General features: G+C 33.0%; 23 protein-coding genes and 3 pseudogenes. 7 read left to right on the top strand and 19 right to left on the bottom strand.

All coding sequences use genetic code 11. From position 1 onward, the window contains the following. The first annotated feature begins 347 nt into the window (after positions 1 to 347). From AC0IXC_RS22670 to AC0IXC_RS22690, 5 genes and pseudogenes are all read left to right on the top strand, one after another. Positions 348 to 2,057: a hypothetical protein gene (locus AC0IXC_RS22670; RefSeq protein ID WP_471653361.1), complete on the top strand. Its 1,710-nt coding sequence runs from the start codon at positions 348 to 350 to the stop codon at positions 2,055 to 2,057. A gap of 941 nt (positions 2,058 to 2,998) precedes the next feature. After that, a complete protein-coding gene (locus tag AC0IXC_RS22675) occupies positions 2,999 to 3,142 on the top strand; it encodes a hypothetical protein (protein ID WP_471653362.1) in 144 nt (47 codons plus the stop codon). A 152-nt stretch (positions 3,143 to 3,294) separates the two neighbouring features. Then, positions 3,295 to 3,561 (top strand): annotated as a pseudogene (locus AC0IXC_RS22680) (integrase); the annotation flags it as partial. 531 nt (positions 3,562 to 4,092) lie between these two features. Beyond that, complete coding sequence (locus AC0IXC_RS22685) at positions 4,093 to 5,208, top strand: SagB/ThcOx family dehydrogenase (protein ID WP_471653363.1); 1,116 nt, start codon at positions 4,093 to 4,095, stop codon at positions 5,206 to 5,208. Further along, entirely contained in the window at positions 5,205 to 6,431 is a 1,227-nt protein-coding gene (locus AC0IXC_RS22690) for an MFS transporter (RefSeq protein ID WP_471653364.1), read from the top strand. Before AC0IXC_RS22685 ends, AC0IXC_RS22690 begins: the two co-directional genes overlap by 4 nt. Positions 6,432 to 6,693: 262 nt before the next feature. Here the strand turns inward: AC0IXC_RS22690 and AC0IXC_RS22695 are convergent, their stop codons facing one another. The 16 genes and pseudogenes from AC0IXC_RS22695 to AC0IXC_RS22770 form a co-directional block, all read right to left on the bottom strand. After that, complete coding sequence (locus AC0IXC_RS22695) at positions 6,694 to 7,131, bottom strand: GNAT family N-acetyltransferase (RefSeq protein WP_471653365.1); 438 nt, start codon at positions 7,129 to 7,131, stop codon at positions 6,694 to 6,696. A 163-nt stretch (positions 7,132 to 7,294) separates the two neighbouring features. Next, positions 7,295 to 7,447 (bottom strand): annotated as a pseudogene (locus AC0IXC_RS22700) (phosphoadenosine phosphosulfate reductase family protein); the annotation flags it as partial. 122 nt (positions 7,448 to 7,569) lie between these two features. After that, on the bottom strand, positions 7,570 to 7,983 hold the full coding sequence (locus AC0IXC_RS22705) for a HEPN domain-containing protein (protein ID WP_471653366.1): 414 nt from the start codon (positions 7,981 to 7,983) through the stop codon (positions 7,570 to 7,572). After that, a complete protein-coding gene (locus AC0IXC_RS22710) occupies positions 7,970 to 8,356 on the bottom strand; it encodes a nucleotidyltransferase domain-containing protein (protein WP_471653367.1) in 387 nt (128 codons plus the stop codon). Before AC0IXC_RS22710 ends, AC0IXC_RS22705 begins: the two co-directional genes overlap by 14 nt. Before the next feature lie 21 nt (positions 8,357 to 8,377). Beyond that, a complete protein-coding gene (locus AC0IXC_RS22715; protein WP_471653368.1) occupies positions 8,378 to 8,749 on the bottom strand; it encodes a hypothetical protein in 372 nt (123 codons plus the stop codon). A gap of 19 nt (positions 8,750 to 8,768) precedes the next feature. Then, positions 8,769 to 9,617 (bottom strand): ThiF family adenylyltransferase, encoded by an 849-nt coding sequence (locus tag AC0IXC_RS22720; protein WP_471653369.1) that lies wholly within the window; start codon positions 9,615 to 9,617, stop codon positions 8,769 to 8,771. Positions 9,618 to 9,628: 11 nt separating this feature from the next. Continuing rightward, positions 9,629 to 10,030 carry a hypothetical protein gene (locus tag AC0IXC_RS22725; RefSeq protein WP_341308394.1) on the bottom strand — a complete coding sequence of 134 codons (402 nt, stop codon included), beginning with the start codon at positions 10,028 to 10,030 and terminating at the stop codon, positions 9,629 to 9,631. A 50-nt stretch (positions 10,031 to 10,080) separates the two neighbouring features. Next, positions 10,081 to 11,046, bottom strand: coding sequence for a hypothetical protein (locus AC0IXC_RS22730; RefSeq protein ID WP_471653370.1), 966 nt, complete (start codon positions 11,044 to 11,046; stop codon positions 10,081 to 10,083). A gap of 49 nt (positions 11,047 to 11,095) precedes the next feature. Continuing rightward, complete coding sequence (locus AC0IXC_RS22735) at positions 11,096 to 11,740, bottom strand: hypothetical protein (protein ID WP_471653371.1); 645 nt, start codon at positions 11,738 to 11,740, stop codon at positions 11,096 to 11,098. Continuing rightward, positions 11,718 to 12,554, bottom strand: a complete 837-nt coding sequence (locus AC0IXC_RS22740) for a hypothetical protein (protein ID WP_471653372.1) — start codon at positions 12,552 to 12,554, stop codon at positions 11,718 to 11,720. The genes AC0IXC_RS22735 and AC0IXC_RS22740 overlap by 23 nt, the downstream gene beginning before the upstream one ends. Before the next feature lie 16 nt (positions 12,555 to 12,570). After that, positions 12,571 to 13,383, bottom strand: a complete 813-nt coding sequence (locus tag AC0IXC_RS22745; RefSeq protein ID WP_471653373.1) for a hypothetical protein — start codon at positions 13,381 to 13,383, stop codon at positions 12,571 to 12,573. Then, positions 13,380 to 13,937, bottom strand: a complete 558-nt coding sequence (locus AC0IXC_RS22750; protein ID WP_471653374.1) for a hypothetical protein — start codon at positions 13,935 to 13,937, stop codon at positions 13,380 to 13,382. Before AC0IXC_RS22750 ends, AC0IXC_RS22745 begins: the two co-directional genes overlap by 4 nt. Next, on the bottom strand, positions 13,921 to 14,250 hold the full coding sequence (locus tag AC0IXC_RS22755) for a hypothetical protein (RefSeq protein ID WP_016095219.1): 330 nt from the start codon (positions 14,248 to 14,250) through the stop codon (positions 13,921 to 13,923). Before AC0IXC_RS22755 ends, AC0IXC_RS22750 begins: the two co-directional genes overlap by 17 nt. A gap of 12 nt (positions 14,251 to 14,262) precedes the next feature. Continuing rightward, a complete protein-coding gene (gene dnaN, locus AC0IXC_RS22760) occupies positions 14,263 to 15,375 on the bottom strand; it encodes a DNA polymerase III subunit beta (RefSeq protein WP_471653480.1) in 1,113 nt (370 codons plus the stop codon). 81 nt (positions 15,376 to 15,456) lie between these two features. Continuing rightward, positions 15,457 to 16,305 carry a Rad52/Rad22 family DNA repair protein gene (locus AC0IXC_RS22765; protein WP_471653375.1) on the bottom strand — a complete coding sequence of 283 codons (849 nt, stop codon included), beginning with the start codon at positions 16,303 to 16,305 and terminating at the stop codon, positions 15,457 to 15,459. Between the two features lie 22 nt (positions 16,306 to 16,327). Beyond that, positions 16,328 to 16,723 (bottom strand): hypothetical protein, encoded by a 396-nt coding sequence (locus tag AC0IXC_RS22770; RefSeq protein WP_471653376.1) that lies wholly within the window; start codon positions 16,721 to 16,723, stop codon positions 16,328 to 16,330. Positions 16,724 to 17,208: 485 nt separating this feature from the next. Here AC0IXC_RS22770 and AC0IXC_RS22775 point away from each other — a divergent pair, with 485 nt between their 5' ends. Both AC0IXC_RS22775 and AC0IXC_RS22780 read left to right on the top strand, forming a co-directional pair. Next, positions 17,209 to 17,457: a hypothetical protein gene (locus AC0IXC_RS22775; protein WP_471653377.1), complete on the top strand. Its 249-nt coding sequence runs from the start codon at positions 17,209 to 17,211 to the stop codon at positions 17,455 to 17,457. 85 nt (positions 17,458 to 17,542) lie between these two features. Next, a complete protein-coding gene (locus AC0IXC_RS22780; protein ID WP_367633349.1) occupies positions 17,543 to 18,475 on the top strand; it encodes a radical SAM protein in 933 nt (310 codons plus the stop codon). A 92-nt stretch (positions 18,476 to 18,567) separates the two neighbouring features. Here AC0IXC_RS22780 and AC0IXC_RS22785 read toward each other — a convergent pair whose 3' ends face one another. The 3 genes and pseudogenes from AC0IXC_RS22785 to AC0IXC_RS22795 all read right to left on the bottom strand — a co-directional run bounded on the left by AC0IXC_RS22785 (position 18,568) and on the right by AC0IXC_RS22795 (position 20,066). Continuing rightward, positions 18,568 to 18,852: a hypothetical protein gene (locus AC0IXC_RS22785; RefSeq protein WP_471653378.1), complete on the bottom strand. Its 285-nt coding sequence runs from the start codon at positions 18,850 to 18,852 to the stop codon at positions 18,568 to 18,570. Positions 18,853 to 18,988: 136 nt separating this feature from the next. Then, positions 18,989 to 19,696: pseudogene (locus AC0IXC_RS22790) on the bottom strand (hypothetical protein). Positions 19,697 to 19,802: 106 nt separating this feature from the next. Next, complete coding sequence (locus AC0IXC_RS22795; protein ID WP_471653379.1) at positions 19,803 to 20,066, bottom strand: hypothetical protein; 264 nt, start codon at positions 20,064 to 20,066, stop codon at positions 19,803 to 19,805. Positions 20,067 to 20,315 lie beyond the last annotated feature (249 nt).

Genomic DNA, 20,315 nt, shown 5'->3' on the forward strand with positions numbered 1-20,315 from the left:
GATTAATAAGCGTACTTCTTAACTTGCAACACGTTTGCGGTATCCTTACCCTAACTTTTTTGTCATTTTCAATCTAATCCCTTATATATCAAGTGGGGAGATGACTTTTTACTTATTCTTATACATATAATTCAACTTGCAACACGTTTGCGGTATCCTTAACACAAAAAAAATTAATAGAATTCTCATATCCCTTGATACACCTAGCTTTATAAGCTGTTGCAAGTTGCTATCTTTCTTCTTAAAGGAGCACCTTTCACCATTTTTCGATTTGCTATAATCAAAATTGGTATATTTTATAGTATTTTGACATATATTTCTGAATTTGCAGAACGGAGGTGAAAAAGATGGGAAAATCATTTGTTATTCAAAATCAACGTAGCTTAAATGGAAAAACGACAAACGCGGTTTTGGTAACACTAAAATCTTGGCAAAAGTTTGTGGAAACATTTGAGGAGAAGTACTACAGCTATAAAGATACATATTTAGAAGATATTCTACAGCACATGACATACGAAGAACGTATTGCGGATGTAGAAGGCTTTGTCGAAAAAGCTAAACCATCTTTTTCACGTCGAGCAATGTCTGCACCTGCAGAAAAAACAGGAAGAAAACATAAGTTATATGGTATTACGAATGCAGATTTTGAAGTGTTCTTATACCTACATAAAAAATGCTTTACTAATGGTGTCATTCCAAATGTAACGATACATATGATGTGGGAAGATTACAAGCAATATAAAGAAGAATTTGCATACATCCAGCATTCTCAGTTCTATATTGCTCTAAAGAAATTAAGCATACATAACATAATCTCTATCGAAAATGGAGTAGATGGTCGATATACAATCAAACTCACTCATTTTATGAATGAGGAAACAGAAAAAGCAAATCCGTACGTATATATTAGTCCTGTTGTATTTACAAAGGCTTTCTTTAAGCTATCTGTAGCAGCTAAGAAACTATTCTTAGACATTTCTATGCAACAACATACCGAAACAACGTTAAAGCGTTCTTTAGACAAGCAGGACGAAAGGGGCAACAAAACTCACTTTGGTGGGATGTATCGTTTCTTACATAAAAAATATCCGCACCAAATCCGTGCGGTTATCGAAGAATTAACAACTGCTTTACCATGTACGGGTAATCCCCTATTCAAAATTTGCAAAATGCAAAAAGGTGTAAGGCATACAAAACGATATACAACCTTATATCTATCTATCCATTCGGACTTCTTATGTACGAAAGAATCTGGAGAAGAGCAACACAGGGATCCATTTACACCAAAAGCTACCTATGCTCGTAAAGCAAAATTCATCGAATCAGTTCTACAAGAAATGAATATCGGTGAACTGTCTTCAGACATGAATAAGTTCATTCATGTATTAAAGCATACTTGTCATCGTCAAATTCGTGGTGTAATTCGTGGACTTCGTGACATGGTTGATCGAAAAGAAGGATACCCAACGAAAATTGTATATACATTGAAAAAATTATTGCATCAAACATCTCAATATCAAATTCTTGATACTGCGGCGAAAGAAGGCATCTACCCTCTTATTGCGCAACATGTACCAAAAAAGAGAAATAGTGACCGTGAACAAGCTGTCTTTAATTTCGGTCTACATTATTCCATGTACTCTCTTCGCAACATTAAGAAGATGTTTAAAAATGTGCATGCACTACTGAAGCAGAAGTTTGCGGTACCAGTGACGGAAGAGTCTTATCACCGTAATTATCTAAAATACCAGGAAGAAACGTTATTTAGAAAATATGCATATGATCAGGGAGTGAATCTCCATGCATATATCGCTTTAGAAATTGAAATGCGTGAAAAATTAAAAGTTCGTGGCCATAAAGAACGCACGATTCCAAGTGATGTACGTGAATGGTTTATCGAAGCAATTGATAAGCTGCCACAAGAAAAACTTCGTGTTATTGAGCTACCAAAGCAGTTTAATTTACTAGAGTTTATGCGTACCTTCGAACGTTTAGTACGTGCTGGGGTAACAATAACAGCTCCAGATCAGGTGCTAACCGCAATGGAAATAAAATAATAGCAACGAGCTCTCTATTTTTGAAAAAATCGAAAGTGGAGGGCTATTCGTGTTTGTTTCATTAACACCCCTTTTCTACTACTCTATTTATAATTACCAAATCAGAAGAACTTCATGTAAAATGGAGTCTTTTTTTATACATTTCTATACAAATCTTCTTCTACCTATAGAAGAATCTCCACACTACACATTGAATATTCTTCATCTGTAGTAAAACATCCGATTTTATATCTACAAAAAATCAGAAAGATATTTATAAAAATAGTGGATATGAGGACAAATATGATCAAATGTGAATAATATTTCCCCAATATCCTTGAGAATACTAGTGTCGTTGCATTTATCTAATTAAAATCATCAATAATAATGTGAGTTATGTGTAAATACTGAGTAATGTTAACAAATAGCTCCATTATCTGAACAAATTGTGGATAATTGGACGCTACATACTGCTCCATTTACCAAAATAAAGGAAATAAGTCCTATTTACATGGTTGAATAAATATAATGTGATTTGTATCATTTTCTTTCCGATTTCATGTAGAAACATATAATTTTCTTTCTGCTTTTTTGTAGAATTGAAAGTCTAATAATCATTGAATCTACGGATACATTTTCTGCTATTTATGATTTTTTACGTTCTTACATCAAATTTCGCCTTGCCGGAGTAAGTCATTTCACTATTTTTGATAACCTATAAAAGTTTTATCTTTATTTCTTTTTAATATATAAGATATATATTTATAATAGATTTTATTATTACTAGTATGCTTGTTAATAATATGTCATATCTAATTGAAAATATTTGTTAATTCAGTTATAATAATGGTAATTTAATGTATCATTACCCACATACTAAAGGACAAACCTACGTATCCCTACCAGGGCGAGGTTTGTCCTTTTTTCATTTTAATAAACAATTAATATTGGGAGGATCAAACATGGCTGTACTAAAAGATACAACTTATATAGAAACGAATACGTATAACGAGATTAAATTTTTCAAAGGGATTATCTGGGGATTAGTCTTTGTAGTTCCTTTTTGGAGTATTATAATAGCCGTATTCATTTGGCTTTGTAAATAATAATCAACATAACAAAAATGCAAAGGGTTGTTTGTCCGTTTGTATTTTTGTTATGCCAGCAACCGTGCGTAGCAAAGGGCGGTAGCAAGTCTTTAACCTACTTTCTGTTATAATATATTCAAAGAAAATAGGTGATTAAAATGAACGAGACAATTAGCCCATTAAATGGTATTCATCTCTCTTTAATTCCGGATCAATTACTAAGTGACAATGATTTTATTACTAAAGCGGAAGAAAAGCTTTTAAAGCAAACAATACTTTCGACAAAGGAGTTAACTGAAAGACAGGCTAAATATGGACCTCTAATCATGGATAGAAACGCTTGTATAATAAATTTAGTAGTAAACTATGGTTTATCCTTGCAAGAGCTTGTATCGCTAAATATGAGCCATATACAGTTTGCTAGAAATACTTTAATAGAAGAAACTCACCTATTGTGAAAAAAAGTTGATCAAATTTAAGGTTACTTGTGAAATTTGATCAACTGTATGTTTGTGTGATAAAAGAACTATACTAACGTTGATAAAATCGGTTCATCTTTTTTAAACATTTGTTCATTCTTCATAGATTGAATTAACAGTTGAATAAGCATCTCTTTATGCTATTTTGCCCTCTTTCCCAAAGACTTATAAATCATCTTTTCTTATAACCTAGTTGTTTTTTTGATGGTTTAAATATTCAGAAAAAAAATACTTTCAAACTACTGATTAACAAAAGTAATCTTTTATGGAAAAATATAGATTGTAATAATTTTCTAATTAAAGAGAGGAGTTGAGAGAAATGAAAATTTTTAAACCTTGTGAAAATGAGTATACAAATCGCGTTGATTTAGAACACGGTGAGACTTCTCCATCAAAATAATTAAAAATGCTTAAATGACTGTCCTACTAGGGCAGTCATTTATCGTTAAAAAAAGAGATACATATTTTTTTAAGTTAGGAGATATTGATATGCAGTTGAAAATATCTGAAAATATGATTTATTTTTGGAAAAATGGTCATCTCATGATAGATGATTTTATTAGACACGAACAATATAGCTTAGAGCTTTCGGTTTTCCCTATTTTAGGATTATTTAAAGAATGGAATGATCCTGAAAGTGCGTATCTACAGCTACAGAAAGATCGAACTTCATCTTTAACAAGAAACGAAATGATGGAAATAATTAAAAGCCTTCGAGAAGTTCATATATTAATAGAAAAAGAAAATCTAGAGGATATGAAGCTTGTAAATTGGAAAGAATGGGGAACCCCAGCTAAATATTTTCATTTTAATACAAGATTACTCCATAAAGATAATTATTTAGATGTAAATCAGGACTATGAAAGATTAGTTAATAAGAAACAAAATATAAAAGCACCATCTATATATAAAATATATGACAATGTAGAAGAAATACCATTACCTACTCCTGATTTTAAAAAAGAAGGAAAATTCCTAGAGACTCTCTTAGAAAGACAAACTATACGTTCTTTCTCAGAAAAACCTATTACCCTAATTGAATTATCTACAATTCTTTATTTTGTTTGGGGGGCACAGTCTTGTAAAAGAGATTTTGGAGTTGGCGCCAATCTTTTTAAAACAAGTCCTTCTGGGGGTGCTAGACATCCTATTGAGGTATATCCTTATATAACTAATGTAACAGGGATAAAAGAAGGGTTATATCACTACAATGTTCAAAATCATTCATTGAATGTGATTAACAAAGAAAAAATTACAGATATTATAGATATGGCCGCAGGTCAAGAATATGTAAAAAATGCATCTGTCCTCTTTTTTTATACAGCATGTTTAGAACGACCTATGTGGAAATACAAGAGTCCAAGGGTATATCGTATTATTATGATGGATGTAGGGCATCTAAGTCAGACTTTCTATTTAGTTGCTTCATGGTTAAAATTAGGTGCCTTTTTCACTGGCCATCTTAAAGACGAATTAGTAGAAGAAAGGCTATTTATAGATAAGGAAAAAGAAATTGTTTGCGGACTATCTGGAATAGGACATATTAGTGATGAAGCTAAAAATCATGGGAGAGATTTTAGGTTTAGAGGTGAGGACTTAAAATGAAATCCTTTAAAGACATCATACATAACAAAAATTTATGTATTGTATTAGGAAGTCAACTAGTCTTTCAATTAGGTATATGGTTCGGCACAATTGGGAATTTGCAATTTTTACAAATACATATAAAATCTCATGTTCTTCAGGCTTTTTTTCTTGTTATTGGTGGTGTCCTTGGGGTTATAATAGGTCCTTATGCAGGACGTTATATAGATTCTACTTCTAAATTAAAGGTATTACAATTAGTCGGACTGATGAGAATTGCATCTGTTTTATCAATGTTAGTTGCTATATATACGGGGTCAATTTATTGGATGGTTATCTATAGCATAGGAATTGGCTGTTCTGCTTCATTTTTTAACCCTACTATACAAACAATATTGCCAACTTTAGTTAAAGAAGATGACTTAATTACGGTTAATGCTATTAATATAAATATTATCACTTTGTCAAGAATTTTTGGAGCTGTATTAGCTGGCCTTTTATTAACAGTCGCTCCTTTATATACATTATTTATCATTGCTCTCATCGCTTATGTAATTTTATACTTTATTAATTTTTTATTAGTTATTCCAAACGATATACAATTGAATCCTAAAAAACTCAAGACTAATTTTAAGGATATTTTCCCCATCATTATAAATAATCATCCAATAAAAGTAGTTCTTACATTATCCATTATCCCTCTAATCTTTATTTCTGGCTTTAATTTATTTGTTATTGAGATTGGAAAGGGACAACCTGGTTCAATCATGGGGATACTCTATTTTATGGAAGGGACAAGTATATTAATTGCAGGACTATTCATCAAAAGAGTAATAAAACGATATCAAAAACAAGTGCGTATCCTTTTATTTGCTTGCTGTTTGATGGGGATAGCTCAAATTTTATTATCATTGACAAACCTTTATCTAACTATTTTCTCTTTTAGTGTATTTGGTTTGGCATACGGCATGTTTAATCCCCTTTTATATACATATGCTCAACAAAAAGTCCCTTCAAGTATTCATGGAAGATTTTTTTCATTTAAAACAATGTTAGATCGAACAATTATGCAACTATGTTTAGTGTTAATTGGATTTTTGCTAGATCAAATCGGGTATAGAAGTTTAATGGTTTTGTTGGGTATATGTACCCTTACTCTAGTTTCCTCTATTATCATTGACTTTAAGGTAAACTCTAAAAGCTATACAACCGAAAAAAAAATAATTATTCTGATGTTTAAATAATTACATTTTTAGGGAAAAACTATGAAATTACAATATTCTTGTCGTATAGAGTAATAACAAAGTCGCTTAATTTGGATGTGGAAAAATAAATCCTTGCTGCATATGAAGTGTAGCAAGGATTTTAAAGTTGATTAATGAGGTTAAAAGTTATTAAATTTTTGATGTAAAATATTTCACCAAACTTAAAAATATAACAATAAAATCATTTAATTCTATGGGTTATTCCATAATGTCCTCCGTCAGTACAACAAGGACACTCACCTTAAATCTCCTTATTCATGACAATTCGATTCTCAATAAACCCAAATTCCTTATAAATTTGAATTGCTTTATTCCCTTTATATACAACAAGACGAACATTTTTTAGACCTTGTGTTTTTAGGTCAGTAATACATTTTTCAAGTAATCTTTTAGCGAATCCCTTTTTCCTATAATTCTTCAAAATATAAATCTCATAAATAAATCCAATTTCTTCATCAGTGATGCTATCTTTTTGAGAGCCAAATAGCACCCATCCCGCCAGTTGTTCCAACTCTTTTACCACTAAGAGCTTACCGTTATTTGCTAATACTTTTTCCATCAGGCTAGTTGCTTTTGCATTATCGACAGTATAACTGTTTACAGACCCTTCATTTAAAGCTTGACCGGTAAGTTGTGATACTTCTTCTAAATCCGATTTAGATGCACTTAATATTTCCATACTTCCCCCTTATTAGTTACTAAGCGTATAAATCTCCGAACATATTGTCACATCTATTGTACCACTTCTTCTTAAAAATATGCCTTTTAGTGGAACTATATAATGGTCATTTTCAAATAACTTTAATTTGTTAAAAAACTTTATGATGATGAAACACCTAATTACGATCCTCTAACGGCAGCTGAGCAATCATATCCCAAAGCAATGTCAACATAGCAGAACCATCTTTACCGCCACTGTACCCTACAAAACAACACTCACGTGATAAATAGACTTTTTTCATTTCCTCTTTAATTTGTGTATAAATGGCCGTCATTATATTGTTAGCTCCATAGCAAAGTATCATTTCATTCTACTATGAAGCATTCCTCCTCTTTTTTAGATAGAAAAAGAGGGTCCCTCTCTATAGGCACTCTCTCTTATGTACATCCTCTATTTTTAATCAATTACGATTTCATGTATATTTAGCTTGTTTAACTTTTCATTATAAAAGCTCATGACTTTTTGAGCATGTTGTATAGCCATTAATCCATCTTGAACAGTAAGTGCTTCAAAATACGGATAACGAATGTCTGTAGCATAACCATTCAGCTGCACGCACTGATCTAAAATCAATGAGAATTTCTCATCTAATTTACGACACGATTTGTGCAGCATTAAAAGGTTATGAGTTTTTGGGACTGTTCTACCGTTTAGTGCAAGAAATCCTTTTAAAAGTTTTTCCACACATTGTTGACTATGATAACAAATAATTGCAGTAGGGAAGGGTTTCATCTGAGTTAAGTAACTAGCAGAATCTAAATCAGATTTTGCAATGAATAGCCACTCTTTTAGATCCTCAGTATTTTTCATATAGAATCTTCCCCTCTAGTGCAATTTTATGCTCCATGGTTACATTGCGGTTAGCACGTTCTTGAAACTCTTCAGGTCCATACACTAAAATATCAACTGGTGTTTCCATGACATCGTAAATACCCCAATTGATACGATTAATGACTTCCCTTTTTCTTGCTCCTACACCTTCCACAACAATACAAAGATCAAAATCACTGTCTTCATTTGGTGTGCCATAAGCATGAGAGCCAAAAAGGATGATTTTTTGGACAGAAGACACGGTTTCACGAATTTTTTGTACTAATAGGTCCAGTTCCCTTTGTACTTCTTCGTTAATCCGAATCACCTCTTGGATAATTGAATTATATTGACGTTTGATTACATTATACATGCGTTGCTCTTCTCCTTGCTATTACATATTTATTTTTATATTTCCCTCTTGTTTCCCAACGTTCTGCAATGCTTGATAACATTCGTATACCTGCTTGAAATCTTGTAAAAATCCATCGTCAGAGATACTATGAAATCCTTTGAAGTTCTTTCTACACCAATATAAGAGGCTAGATTCATCCTTAGCAAAAAAAGAATCCGGATTGAAATGAATCAAGGCCTCTGCTAAACAAGCCAGAAGCAATGGTATCATTTCAGAATCATACTTTGATAAATCCAGTACAGATACAACGGTATACTGTTTATATTGGTAGTATTGTAGAACACCATTACACATGTTTGTCGGTGTTAATGTACGTTGTAATTGAGTGGAATCTAATTGATACACTCTCATTTTGTCCCCTCCTATATCATTACTCCCCAATTGGTGCTGCTTTCATAAAAGCCTTTTGAGCTTGGAAAATGATATAGTGATTCGATACGGTACCTTCATCAAAGAGTTCGTTGACGAATTGTGCAACAGTCATGGCAGCGAATTTATTTGTAATAACGCGCTGTGGTTCTGAAGCAGCTAATTCGGAACAACTTAATTGACTTGGTGCCGTTTCTTTCTTCATAAAAGCGTCTGGGAATAAGTCGCCAAGCGGAGAAAGAATGACCTCGCCATTCAGTTTAATCCCACATACTGCTTGACCGTTATAACCACTGTTTTTATAATCGGCTATTTGTTGAGATGTCCAATGTCTTTTATCTACTTCTCTCCAATTATCAGGAACGGTTACAGCTGTATTCCCTATATCGATGTAAATAAGATTATCCGATTGATGGAAGAATTGATGAAAGACCTCACGAGAAAACATATTATCTACTGCTCCAATCACAATTGGCAGATACAAAAAGTCGTCTTTATGTTGTTTTTTTAATAAATCGTATTTATTACCAAACAACTGCTGCATTGTTTCTATGTCTTCTATGTACTGTGACGTATAGGAAGAGATAGGAACGTTATAGCCAGCTTTATATCGACGAGCCAGTACCTCCGCTTTGTATTTACCAACATCAGGTCGAATAAAGAGTTGATTTCCAAGGTTCTTGGTTTCAATTATGTCTGGATCTGCAACTACAATTTCTCCATCTAGTTGGAAAATACTCATCATTTGAGCAATATGTTGTAAAATTAAGCCTCCGTTTCCTCCAGCACCTACTAATACAATATGCGGTACAATCTTCTTTCCTTCTGCAATATCAATAACAATACTCATTTTATATCCCCCTAATTTTCTTTTGATTGTGTATTCTCTAAATTTCGTAGAAATGGAATTGATAAATTTGTAATCCTATGCACGGTATACAAGTCAAATGAATGCATCAATAGTATCGATGCAGCATGAACGACTCCTTTCTCTTGCACAATGGATACAGCATATTGAAGTAAATTCACCTGCTCAATAAGTGTATGTACATATACTTGATGCGCGTTTAAATCAATATAGGTATCATTCCCTTGTTCTTCTAGTGCTTCATATATGTTATTCATCTCTAACTGGCACATAAATTGAAATAGCTCATAGTCATGATGTGGTTCCCCTAAAACACGTTCATCCTTTGTAAGAAATAACATGTAATGTTTTATCTTTGTAAACATCGATACGTGAAACGTTTTTAATGTTGTCATAATAAAGAAGGAGACATGAAAATATGTCTCCTTTACGCCCCCTTGTGTATTTATTTTAAAAGTGTAATCCCGCTTAGATCGTAATTTTGGCTTAACCCTTTCGTTGCATATTCTCCTGCAAAAATAAAGTTAGGGTTAATAGAATGAAATTCCCCATCGATACAAGTGCGTACACGTAGTTCAGGGAAAACATCCTCTATTCTGCCGATTATTGCATAGAGAATAGGAGCCCGTTCACTTTGATCATCTAAATCACTTGGTTCAGCAGTAAAACGATGATGGCTGTGTATCTCCATTACTTTCATAGCAATAGACTGCATCTCTATATTCGTTTCTGGGATTACAATTTCAGTCGCTACCTGCTGGCGTGGGAAGTCCATAAAATAACCACGCTCTTTATTGAAATAGATATCAGCATGCAATTCGCAATCACATTTACGAGAAATGGACTGTGCAATAATAATAAAGTCCATTAATAGAGTCCTCGGAATAAAATCCTCAGGTAAAAAGTGATCACGCCAAGTACTTAGAAAAGAAAAAGGACAATCTGAAATGGATTGTCCCTCTACAGTACTTGCTCCTTTAGCACCGACAGTTAAAATCGGAATTAATGCATTTGTATCTTCGTGATGTTTAATGACTGTTAAGTCTTTAACGAACGAAGGATAACGTTGCTCTAATTTCACGCGAATGTCCTCTGCTTCTATTTTTCTTACATCTGTGGAATCTCCATTTTGAACAGCAATTCCATGTGTAATTTCTTCTTCTGTAAACCAATCTACTAACGGTATATCTCCAAATACTACGTGACGAACCACCGTTGTTGTATTGATTTTATCTAGACAATCTGTAGCTTTTGAAGCCTTAGGTTTCTTACCACTCTTTGTCTTATCTTTTGCTTTCTCCTTCTTCTCTTCCTTCTTAGCAGTGGCTTGCTCTGATGCAGCTTTTTTCACCGGTACTGTTGTTTCCTCTACTTTTGTTTCCATATCAAAAAAATCGAATAAGTTTGTCATAATAAATAATCCTCCTAGTATATTTGCTTGTAATTGATCCTGCTATTTTTTAAAAAGTCTTTTCTGATTCTATTAGAATGGAATCAGAAAAACTTTGGTTTTCAAATCGTTTAAATAACTCTCCTACTGGTTCCGTATGAGTGTTTGTAAGGTCATGGTTGAATGAACTTGCAAAGAATAAAACATGAAATGTTTCTAAATCTTTTAAAGTCCGGAATTCAGGAATCATAACTCTACCCGTACATACAGATCCATTAGCATGAACATTAGAGTAAGGAAATTGGTATAGTTTCATTCCTTCTTCTAATTCCATGTCTTCTTTTACAGCAAAGACAGAGATATTCGTAACTCGTTTTTGATACACCGTATAACGAAATAATAGACGTGGAAAGCCTACTTGTTGAAACGGCCGTTCAAAAAATTGAATATCCCACTGAGCCTTTGGTACTTCAATCCAAACAGCTTGTTTATCACCACTCTTGGACAACACCTCGTGTTTTACACACCCTTTTGGGAGTACACCACTAGAGTAATGGGTATTATCTTGTGTACCTTGCTCCATCACTTCTTTTAAAGCTAAATAAAAGTCCTTAAAAGTAACGGCAGTTTCACCACGCGATAATTCATTGTTAAATTGTTGAATGGTTACAATTCCTTTTGGCTCTAAAGCATCAAATATTGCTACTGTCTTCATGTGTTGGTTCCCCCTGCGTAAAGATTGTTTCCAATAAATCTAGTAACATCTCAAATTTATATGGTCCGTATAATGGTTCCTCGCCATAATAGAGATAAAGAGATTCTTCATCAATTTGGTAAGAATACTTTACTGGATAACAATCTAGTAATTTAGAAATTTTTTCTTTATGTTTTGGTGATATGCCTTCTATTGTTTCAGCTATAGCACCCCATGTGTCCTCTGCTACTTTCTGTACTTCCTTTAATGGTATGTCGAATAGTGTAGAGAGCGTTTCATACTCTTCTTCCTCTTCAATAGGAAAAGCTTCTAAGCCCATTTCTTCGATCATGTCCGTACCCAAATTCACAAATTCTTCTTCATGGTCTAATTCATAAATATTCTCTTGCTCTAAGTACACAGGAGAATACTGTGTTACATTAATCGAAAGCGAATGCATTCTTTTAAAGTAATGTAAGTAATGAAATTGACACGGATAAAAGCAAGATAGATTTATGTGTAACAGGTTCATAGAAAGTAAGAAGATAACAATCGTATCTGTGGATTCTACGTCCTCCCAACTTAATGTTTGATTTGCATCTAAAAAATCCACACAAGTTAGGATTTTACCGATTGCCTCATGAGAGATTTTGTCGAAATCTATCTCTATCTCTATCTCTATATCTTTTGAAAGACTTTCTAATATATATATTTCCTCTTGGTATCTTTGCTTAATTTGTTCCAAATTTACGATGCTATAAGTTTTGTTTAACTTAAGTGATAGTAAATAATTTGACATCGCTACATTAGATGAATATCCAAATAATTTCTTCATTTTCAGGCCCTCTGTACTAACTTGCTATATTTTTTGCTAACTGTATCTCTTCAAAGATACGAAGTAACATTTCAATTCGTTTAATTGCTGGAAAATATGTATCATCATCATAGAAAAGGTAAAGTTTTTCCTCTTCAGCTTGGTAAAGCATACGTATATCAAACTGATTTTGAATTGCACGAAAGAAACTTTGATCCTCTATCTTGATATTAGAAAACATTTCTCCAATTGAACTCCAAGCATTTGCAACAATGCCGTTTAAATCTTCCATGGAGGTATGAAATAAATCCGAATATTTGGCTAGATGATTTTTATCATCGTTGTCTACCTCTTCATGACCTAATTTCATATCTTGTATTAAATCATTACCCCATCGGTTAAATGACTCCTCACAATCGTGTTCTTCGAAATTATCTCGTTCTAAATATGTTGGAAAATACTCAGATACGGGAATTCCTAGTCTATATTTACGCATAAAAAGTTCTAAAATATATAGTTGCGATGAATAGAAGCAGGAAAGGTCAATATCTAATGAATTTTGCACAATCATAAAAATTTCTAGTAGTAATTGTGAATCAATTAATTCATTTGAAAAATTTGAGTCTTCTTCTAAATAGGAGACAGCAGCCATTACATGATGAATGGAGCGTTCTGAAATTTTACTGAAGTCTATTTTTCTATAGTTCTCTAAGTAATCTAATATATAAATTTCTTCATGATGTTTCTTATCTGCAAATAATTCATGCAGTAAGTGATCATTTTTTTGTATTTTTAACGAAAGTAGATACTTTCTTACTTTCTGCTGATTGTATGTAAATAATAATTTCATACCTGGTTCCCCTTCGTCTTTTCTCGGATCATTGCCGCAAGACGGATTATAATTTCATAATAAGAAAGTACCCATTCATCAAATGAGTACTGTTCATAACCATCCTCTAGAAATTCAATCAAAATATGACTGGGATACGCTTCACTTTGATAGGTGTTAAACGAAATTTCATGTAACACGAATTGAAAATCGGATTGTGTTATATGTTTCGATCCTATACATAGATAGTAACCAGCTGTGTCGAAGTAACATCCTTCCGCAGCCATAGAACTAATATCCGAAGCGAAATTCGAATACATGTCTTCTGAGCTAAATAACGTCCCATCTAACAGGTCTTCTTCAGTTCCGAAGGCAAAGTGACAAAATATACGTGTTTGCTCGTTAAAACGCGCAAGCGACTCGAATAATAGTTCACTTGTTATATGCAACCTGTCCCTGTGAAAATCATTGATATTGATTAAGAATGGGATGTTATATTTGCGAATTAATTTTTGTATGCGTAGCATCCGAATGTATACTTTCATCTCATTTCCCTGATTAAATAAATATCTCATCTTCTAGCCCCTGCTTTTCTACATCTTCAAGTTGTTCAGTGAAAAGATGTAAATGTAGCATTTCCTTTAATACACAATCTGGGCCACTTATCCGAAATGAATTACCACTATAAAACGTGACATAATGTCGTAGCTGCTCAAATTGCTTTTCAAATTCATCTATATGTTCTAATGATATGTTTTCTAAATCAGGCATTTCGTTCGCAATAAATCCATTTATAAGCGATTCAAAGGATTGACGAAGTTCTTGATTATTAGGAAGGACTTCTTTTGACTGTAATAAGTCAAAGAAGTCACTGTGATCCATACTCATTTGAATGCCCCCTTACACTCGAACCGGTAGAATTAACTGCAGATTAGAGTGAGTTGTATCCTCTGCTCCCACTACTACGATAGGTCTCTGATTACTAATCATTTTTATCGCGATTGTTTCAGAAGATATCGTTTGTAGTGCTTGCAGCAGATATTCCACATTACAGGCCAATGTAAATGACTCTACTTGATTACATGGAATTTCTACACTTGCAGTACCTACTTGTGAATTTTGTGGTTTAAGATGGATACTTTCTTTTCCTTCTGACGTAAGCACGATTAGGGAAGAAAATGCTGAAAGCTGCTCCAACGTGTTTTTAAATTCTTCACGTGATAGTTGTATTTCACTTTTAAATTGGTCGGGTACCATACGTGCCGTATTGGGATATGTACCAGCTAGTAATCTAGACTGATAGATAATACTTTCGCCACGTATTAACAGCTGTGTATCACTAATGAGCTTTAATTGTAAATTTGTTTCACGATTAAAGAGCTTAAGAGCTGTTTTAAGAGACTTAATTGGTAACAAGACTTCACCATCTTTTGCGATAGTGATCTTCGTACAATCAAAATGTAAACGGGCCAAACGGTGAGCATCAGTTGCTGTACTAAAGAACTTATCATCTACTGATTTTAAGTTCACACCGGTTAGGATCTTACGTGTATCCATTGCAGGAATAGCATGTAATGTTCCGTTGGCCATTGATACAAATTGTTCTTGCGAAAGTGAAATCCAGTCTTCCCCTGCTTCAATTTTGATTTCAGGATATTCTTCATGATCCATGGTACAAAAGCTAAACTGTTTCTTCATACTTTCTACAATTTTCAGCTCGTTGTTTTTATGTTCTAAACCAATGAATTCACTCTTGAATTTCTTAATCGTTTTAAGGACCGGAGCAGCTGAAAAAAGCACTTTCCCCGGTTCAGTACAATCCCCACTGTTTACATTAAAGCGAGTTACTAATGTCACTGTTTCTGTACCGTCTGAACCCATTAGAATCATTCCCTGTTGGTTACAATCTAATAAAACACCTTGTAATGCTGGCATTGGGTTTTTAACGTCTACAGTAGCACTAGCCTTCTCTAATTTTTCAATAAATAAAGTACGGTTAATAGTAAATTTCATAATGTTTCCCTCCAAAAATGTAATAAAAAAAGAACAGACCTCATATCCTGTTCATTCGTTTCCCTGCTATAAAACAAAGCTTTACGCGCTTTGTTGTTTTTTTAACTGTTCTATAAGTTGATGAATGGCTTCTGCATGATTATGAAGTAACCATTCTCTAAAAGACGTGATATCGCCAGTTATATAGGTAGATAACCAGCGATTAAGCTGTTCCTCATTCCCATGACTAATATCTATCGCCTCATGAACCAACCGTAAACGAGTTATAATGTCCTCTAATCCACCAGTCGTTGTATCCTCGAATGTTTTTGCTTGTGCATTATGATTATAATTATAAGCACGCAGAATATCCTTAGATGTGATTCCTAATGGTTTGGCTAGCTTTTGCATTTCTTGAATTAAAAATTCTAGGTTTGCTTGGCTGTTTGATTGTTCCTTCTGTGAACTTCCTTGTTTATTCTTTAGTTGTAGCATAGTAGGCGGTGTGAAATAATATCCTTTCTTTTGATAAGAAACATAGATACTATTTGGACCATTACTACGTGTAGTAAGTTCTACTTTACAAGGTTTTATATTGTAGATATATCTTCCTACGCCCCAAAGTACAGCAGCTCTTTTTAAACTATTCGAAAAGCCGCCTTTTACAGAACTGTAGTCAGACTCTTCACTTCCATCCTCTTTTGATATCCAGCGTTCATTCAAAAACACTGAGATGGTACACTTCGTTGCGTTCTCACCCCATTTTTCATAAGACACTTGCCATTTATCGATACCAAAGACTTCATCAAATCGGTCCTGAATGGCGCGAGCGTCAACAAATGGAGCTACATACGCGAAAAAACGCCCTTGGCTTTCGAATGCATGTGTAATTTTCCATCCTAATTGTTCGAATGGAAATTCGGCTTGTAAACTTTCCATTATATTCGTCATAATAATCCTCCTGTATTAATTGTTATTTCGAATCTGGGTGTATCCACTCTTTCTTTCGAAATTCATCAATCATTTCACATATAATTCCTCTGTTTTCATGAAGCAGCCAATCCTCATAGGAAGTAATATTCTTTCCGGATTGAATGGATAAGCGCTGATTCAACTCTTCTATACTTGCACGACTGATATTCCTTGCTGCATAAATGAGACTTAAGCCTACTTTCAAATCTCTTAAATCAGAAATGGTAATATCCTTAAATGTCGTAGCTTTCGTATTGAAATTTTGATTGTGCGCTTGCAGCATTGCAACAGAACTGATCCATAATGGATTAGCTAGTTCTTTAATTTCGTCAATGATGCCATGTAAATGAGTATTGTTTTGTAAATATCCTTGTGATTTTTCCATGATTATTTTCATGATGTTCCCCCTAAGTAATAACATAATCGCCTACAGTGCTGGCTTTAAAATAAATCCAAACTTGGAGACAACACAAAAAGGGCTTCTTCAAGTCGATTAATAATGTGTATAGCAAAATAAGCTATATATACACTAATCGGCTCAAAGAAGCCCTTTCAAAAATGAAACAAGACGCAACTTGCTTCTACAACTCAACCACAACACAAAAAGGTGTGGGAATAAACGGAATCAATTAAACAATAAATATATCTGTATATTATACTATCTTTATTTTTAATGCAAGTAAAAGAGTGAAACAAGAATCACACTCTTTCGTAGTAAATATGAAGGTATTGTAAATGATGCGTTTAAACCTTTTTTATACGTTCAACTTGCTATTGTAACAAGATTTTAATCTTAGATTACATATCAACATGATTTTAAAAAAAAAAATGGTAATTAATGGTATTAAGTGGCTTGTATTCAGATGAAAGGAGCGTTTGTTTATGGATAATAATCTTCCGAAAGAGATCATGGAGTTGAGACAAGAATTTAGAGAAAATCGTTTTTTAAGAGTTGAGTTTGTAGCGATGCTTTCAAGACTTTTGAGGGAACATAAAGTAACAGTAACACCTATTTTACTAGCGAATATACAACTTGCAATATCAGAAGAAATTCCAGAGGATCAGATATCCTCGAGTATTGACCCTCCTGATGAAGGTGGTGGAGATCCTATTATAGATCCTCCGGCATAACTCCATCCAATTAATAAAATTGACAAACAGAGAATCAGTTGTAATTGATTCTCTGTTTGTCAATGCTGTGAAAGGGGCAATTAAAATGATAAACAAGAATTTATCATTTCAAATAACATGGGATTGCGATGCGAAATGTGCTCACTGTTTTCAAGAACATGTAAATTACAATTTATCTATTGATAAAACATTGGAACTCATTAAATTTATGTCGTCTAGATATAAGCTGACACATATTAATTTTACAGGCGGAGAGCCATTTTTGAGATATGATTTTTTAAAAGAGGCTATCCAATTTAATAAGAGTTTAAATTTAAAATCTAGAGTGATTACAAATTGTAAGTGGTGTGATTCCGAAGAATTAATATATGAACGGCTAGTTGAATTAATTGCTAATGATTTAGATCTAATCACGATAAGTTATGACTATTTTCATTCGAAGTATATTCCGCTTGATAATATTTTTATGTTTATAAAGATTTGCAATAAACTGGAGCTAGATGTTGTAATGTATTCTTCTTTATCAACGGCTACGGAGCAGAAGACGAAAGCTTTAATAAAAGAGTTACAAAGTAAAACTAATTTTAAGGTTATGTATAGATGGGTAATACCACCTAGAAACTCCAAATTAAAGACAACGGATACCAAAAAAATTGAGGATTTACCTAATTGCTGTTCAGCACAAAATATATTCACTATGTGGCCAAATGGTGAAGTGTTAACGTGCTGTTCAGTTGGGACAAGTAAAAATCTGTCTGTAGGTAACTTAAATCAAAATAATTTTGAAGAACTACTTAATCAAAGGAACAATGATCTCTACAAAATAATTGAACATGAAGGGCCAAAAGGAGTTTACGATAGATTACCAAACGAACTTAAGAGATTGTTTAAAGATAAACAATATGTTAATAATTGTCACTTTTGTTCTGAAGTAATAAATCATCCAGCTACGTCTAACTATTTAAAACATATGAGATTGGATGAATTTGATATTGTAAATAAAATACTACTTCAATAATTTTTTTGGATTAAAACCATATTAATTATTTAAAAGAAGATTTTATAATTAAAAAAGACATTGAACAAATACGTTCAATGTCTTTTCCCCTCTTAAATATTTGTATACTCAAAGTACAATTTCCCCGGTTTTCCATACATGTTAATTTCATTTTGATATACAACAGCTAGTTGCTTTGACATCTCAATGCTCTCCATATAGGATAAGGAAGCAGCTGCTTCTATTTTTTCTTTAATTTCATTAGGTACAACTGTGTAAGATAAGTTATCCATCTTACTTCCTAGCTTAGTATCTGTAGCAGCTTCATAATAAATCTCAGTAATTAAGACTTCATTATCTTCCGGATCGTACATATATCCTCGGTTAACTGTAATCATATTAAAGTACTCCTCTCAAGTTTCACATTCTAATCCCTTGTGCTTTTAGCATTGCAACAAGTATCTTACGTATATAAATACCCTAGTTCTTAATTTTCATATTCCATTCTTTATCTAGTTTACTATAAATTAGAAATTAATCTCTTTCTTTGCTGTCAAATTCAAAAATCTTTAACAATTGTAAGAGACTATAAAGACCTGGTAAGTGTTTTTCTCCATAGTATATATAGAATTCCTGCGATTCTTCTTTATAAGCAAATTGTACGTCTAAATGTGCAGGTAGTTTCTCTATTATCCTTGTTTCCTCCAATTCTATGTTTTGAATGATCTCAATAACAGTATGGGGGGATTCTTTTAATATAGTTTTTAATGTTTCATATGGAATATTAAATAGTTCACTGCATTCTATTGCTTTTCTTTTATAATGCTCTACTCGCTCTAGTTCTTTGTCTGTAGGAGGTATAGATGAAGGTCTTATATATTCAAATTTTACTATTTCTTTCTTTGATTCCATTGCTTTAATAAGAAAGTGCCCCCATTCTTGGAAACAATCCTCTATTTCGCACGGATTTCCATATATATATTCAAAAATTCTTCTTTGAAATTCGAAATCATAGTCATCATCACAATCATGAAACTCTTATTCCATAATAAAGTCCCTATAATCATAATAGTTGATATCGAAGTTTTTCATTCGATCCTCAATAATACTCACAGTATCTTTACAAATAATAAGTTCACGTCTTCTAATTGGTTCGGTGACTTCTTTCTTTTGAAAAATTGATATAATTTCCCCTAGTGATAATACTGGTTTATCTAATGTAATTGCATGTTCATATTTCATTATAAATATCCCCTTTTCCAAATAAAAAAAGCACAAATTATGTGCTATTTATTCACATTATTTTTTCAGTTGTAATACCTAAATACTAGACCCCTCTCACCCTTGATTATTTTAGTATCTCTACTACGGTACAAGGGATGTTAGTAAATTTCCTCTCACTACATATGTCTTGTAATGTTCTTAACACTTCATGTCCATTATGCATAACTTTAATTTGTTCGGATGTACTTAATTTTTGTACGTTTAAGTATTCCACACAATCGCAATCGTGGTACGTCTCCATTAAATAAAAACCTACAGCTTCATAAGAATTACGAGCACAAATCACTCTTATATTCTTTTTCTTATGCCATACTCTGTAAAACTCCATATGATCTCTCCTCTAAATTAAACAAAAAAAGCACAATCGATGTGCTTATTCCATTTAGCATATTATTAGCCCTGAGGGTCTATGTATAAGTGATTCCGAACTCGAAGACAACACAAAAAGGGCTTCTTTAAGTCGATTAAAATGTGCATAGCAAAATAAGCTATATATACACTAATCGGCTCAAAGAAGCCCTTTCACAATTGAAACAAGAACACAACTTGTTTCTACAACTCAACCACAACACGTAAG

The organism is Bacillus sp. AC266 (assembly GCF_979253805.1).

Bases quoted from the DNA above. Each gene is read 5' to 3' on its own strand.
- AC0IXC_RS22755 (WP_016095219.1), bottom strand. From the start codon at position 14,250: ATGAGTATGGATCACAGTGACTTCTTTGACTTATTACAGTCAAAAGAA.
- AC0IXC_RS22675 (WP_471653362.1), top strand. From the start codon at position 2,999: ATGGCTGTACTAAAAGATACAACTTATATAGAAACGAATACGTATAAC.
- AC0IXC_RS22740 (WP_471653372.1), bottom strand. From the start codon at position 12,554: ATGAAGAAATTATTTGGATATTCATCTAATGTAGCGATGTCAAATTAT.
- dnaN (WP_471653480.1), bottom strand. From the start codon at position 15,375: ATGAAATTTACTATTAACCGTACTTTATTTATTGAAAAATTAGAGAAG.
- AC0IXC_RS22730 (WP_471653370.1), bottom strand. From the start codon at position 11,046: ATGACAAACTTATTCGATTTTTTTGATATGGAAACAAAAGTAGAGGAA.
- AC0IXC_RS22695 (WP_471653365.1), bottom strand. From the start codon at position 7,131: ATGGAAATATTAAGTGCATCTAAATCGGATTTAGAAGAAGTATCACAA.
- AC0IXC_RS22775 (WP_471653377.1), top strand. From the start codon at position 17,209: ATGGATAATAATCTTCCGAAAGAGATCATGGAGTTGAGACAAGAATTT.
- AC0IXC_RS22720 (WP_471653369.1), bottom strand. From the start codon at position 9,617: ATGAGTATTGTTATTGATATTGCAGAAGGAAAGAAGATTGTACCGCAT.
- AC0IXC_RS22690 (WP_471653364.1), top strand. From the start codon at position 5,205: ATGAAATCCTTTAAAGACATCATACATAACAAAAATTTATGTATTGTA.
- AC0IXC_RS22685 (WP_471653363.1), top strand. From the start codon at position 4,093: ATGCAGTTGAAAATATCTGAAAATATGATTTATTTTTGGAAAAATGGT.
- AC0IXC_RS22705 (WP_471653366.1), bottom strand. From the start codon at position 7,983: ATGAAAAATACTGAGGATCTAAAAGAGTGGCTATTCATTGCAAAATCT.
- AC0IXC_RS22780 (WP_367633349.1), top strand. From the start codon at position 17,543: ATGATAAACAAGAATTTATCATTTCAAATAACATGGGATTGCGATGCG.
- AC0IXC_RS22750 (WP_471653374.1), bottom strand. From the start codon at position 13,937: ATGAGATATTTATTTAATCAGGGAAATGAGATGAAAGTATACATTCGG.
- AC0IXC_RS22770 (WP_471653376.1), bottom strand. From the start codon at position 16,723: ATGAAAATAATCATGGAAAAATCACAAGGATATTTACAAAACAATACT.
- AC0IXC_RS22785 (WP_471653378.1), bottom strand. From the start codon at position 18,852: ATGATTACAGTTAACCGAGGATATATGTACGATCCGGAAGATAATGAA.
- AC0IXC_RS22670 (WP_471653361.1), top strand. From the start codon at position 348: ATGGGAAAATCATTTGTTATTCAAAATCAACGTAGCTTAAATGGAAAA.
- AC0IXC_RS22710 (WP_471653367.1), bottom strand. From the start codon at position 8,356: ATGTATAATGTAATCAAACGTCAATATAATTCAATTATCCAAGAGGTG.
- AC0IXC_RS22765 (WP_471653375.1), bottom strand. From the start codon at position 16,305: ATGACGAATATAATGGAAAGTTTACAAGCCGAATTTCCATTCGAACAA.
- AC0IXC_RS22745 (WP_471653373.1), bottom strand. From the start codon at position 13,383: ATGAAATTATTATTTACATACAATCAGCAGAAAGTAAGAAAGTATCTA.
- AC0IXC_RS22735 (WP_471653371.1), bottom strand. From the start codon at position 11,740: ATGAAGACAGTAGCAATATTTGATGCTTTAGAGCCAAAAGGAATTGTA.
- AC0IXC_RS22715 (WP_471653368.1), bottom strand. From the start codon at position 8,749: ATGAGAGTGTATCAATTAGATTCCACTCAATTACAACGTACATTAACA.
- AC0IXC_RS22725 (WP_341308394.1), bottom strand. From the start codon at position 10,030: ATGACAACATTAAAAACGTTTCACGTATCGATGTTTACAAAGATAAAA.
- AC0IXC_RS22795 (WP_471653379.1), bottom strand. From the start codon at position 20,066: ATGGAGTTTTACAGAGTATGGCATAAGAAAAAGAATATAAGAGTGATT.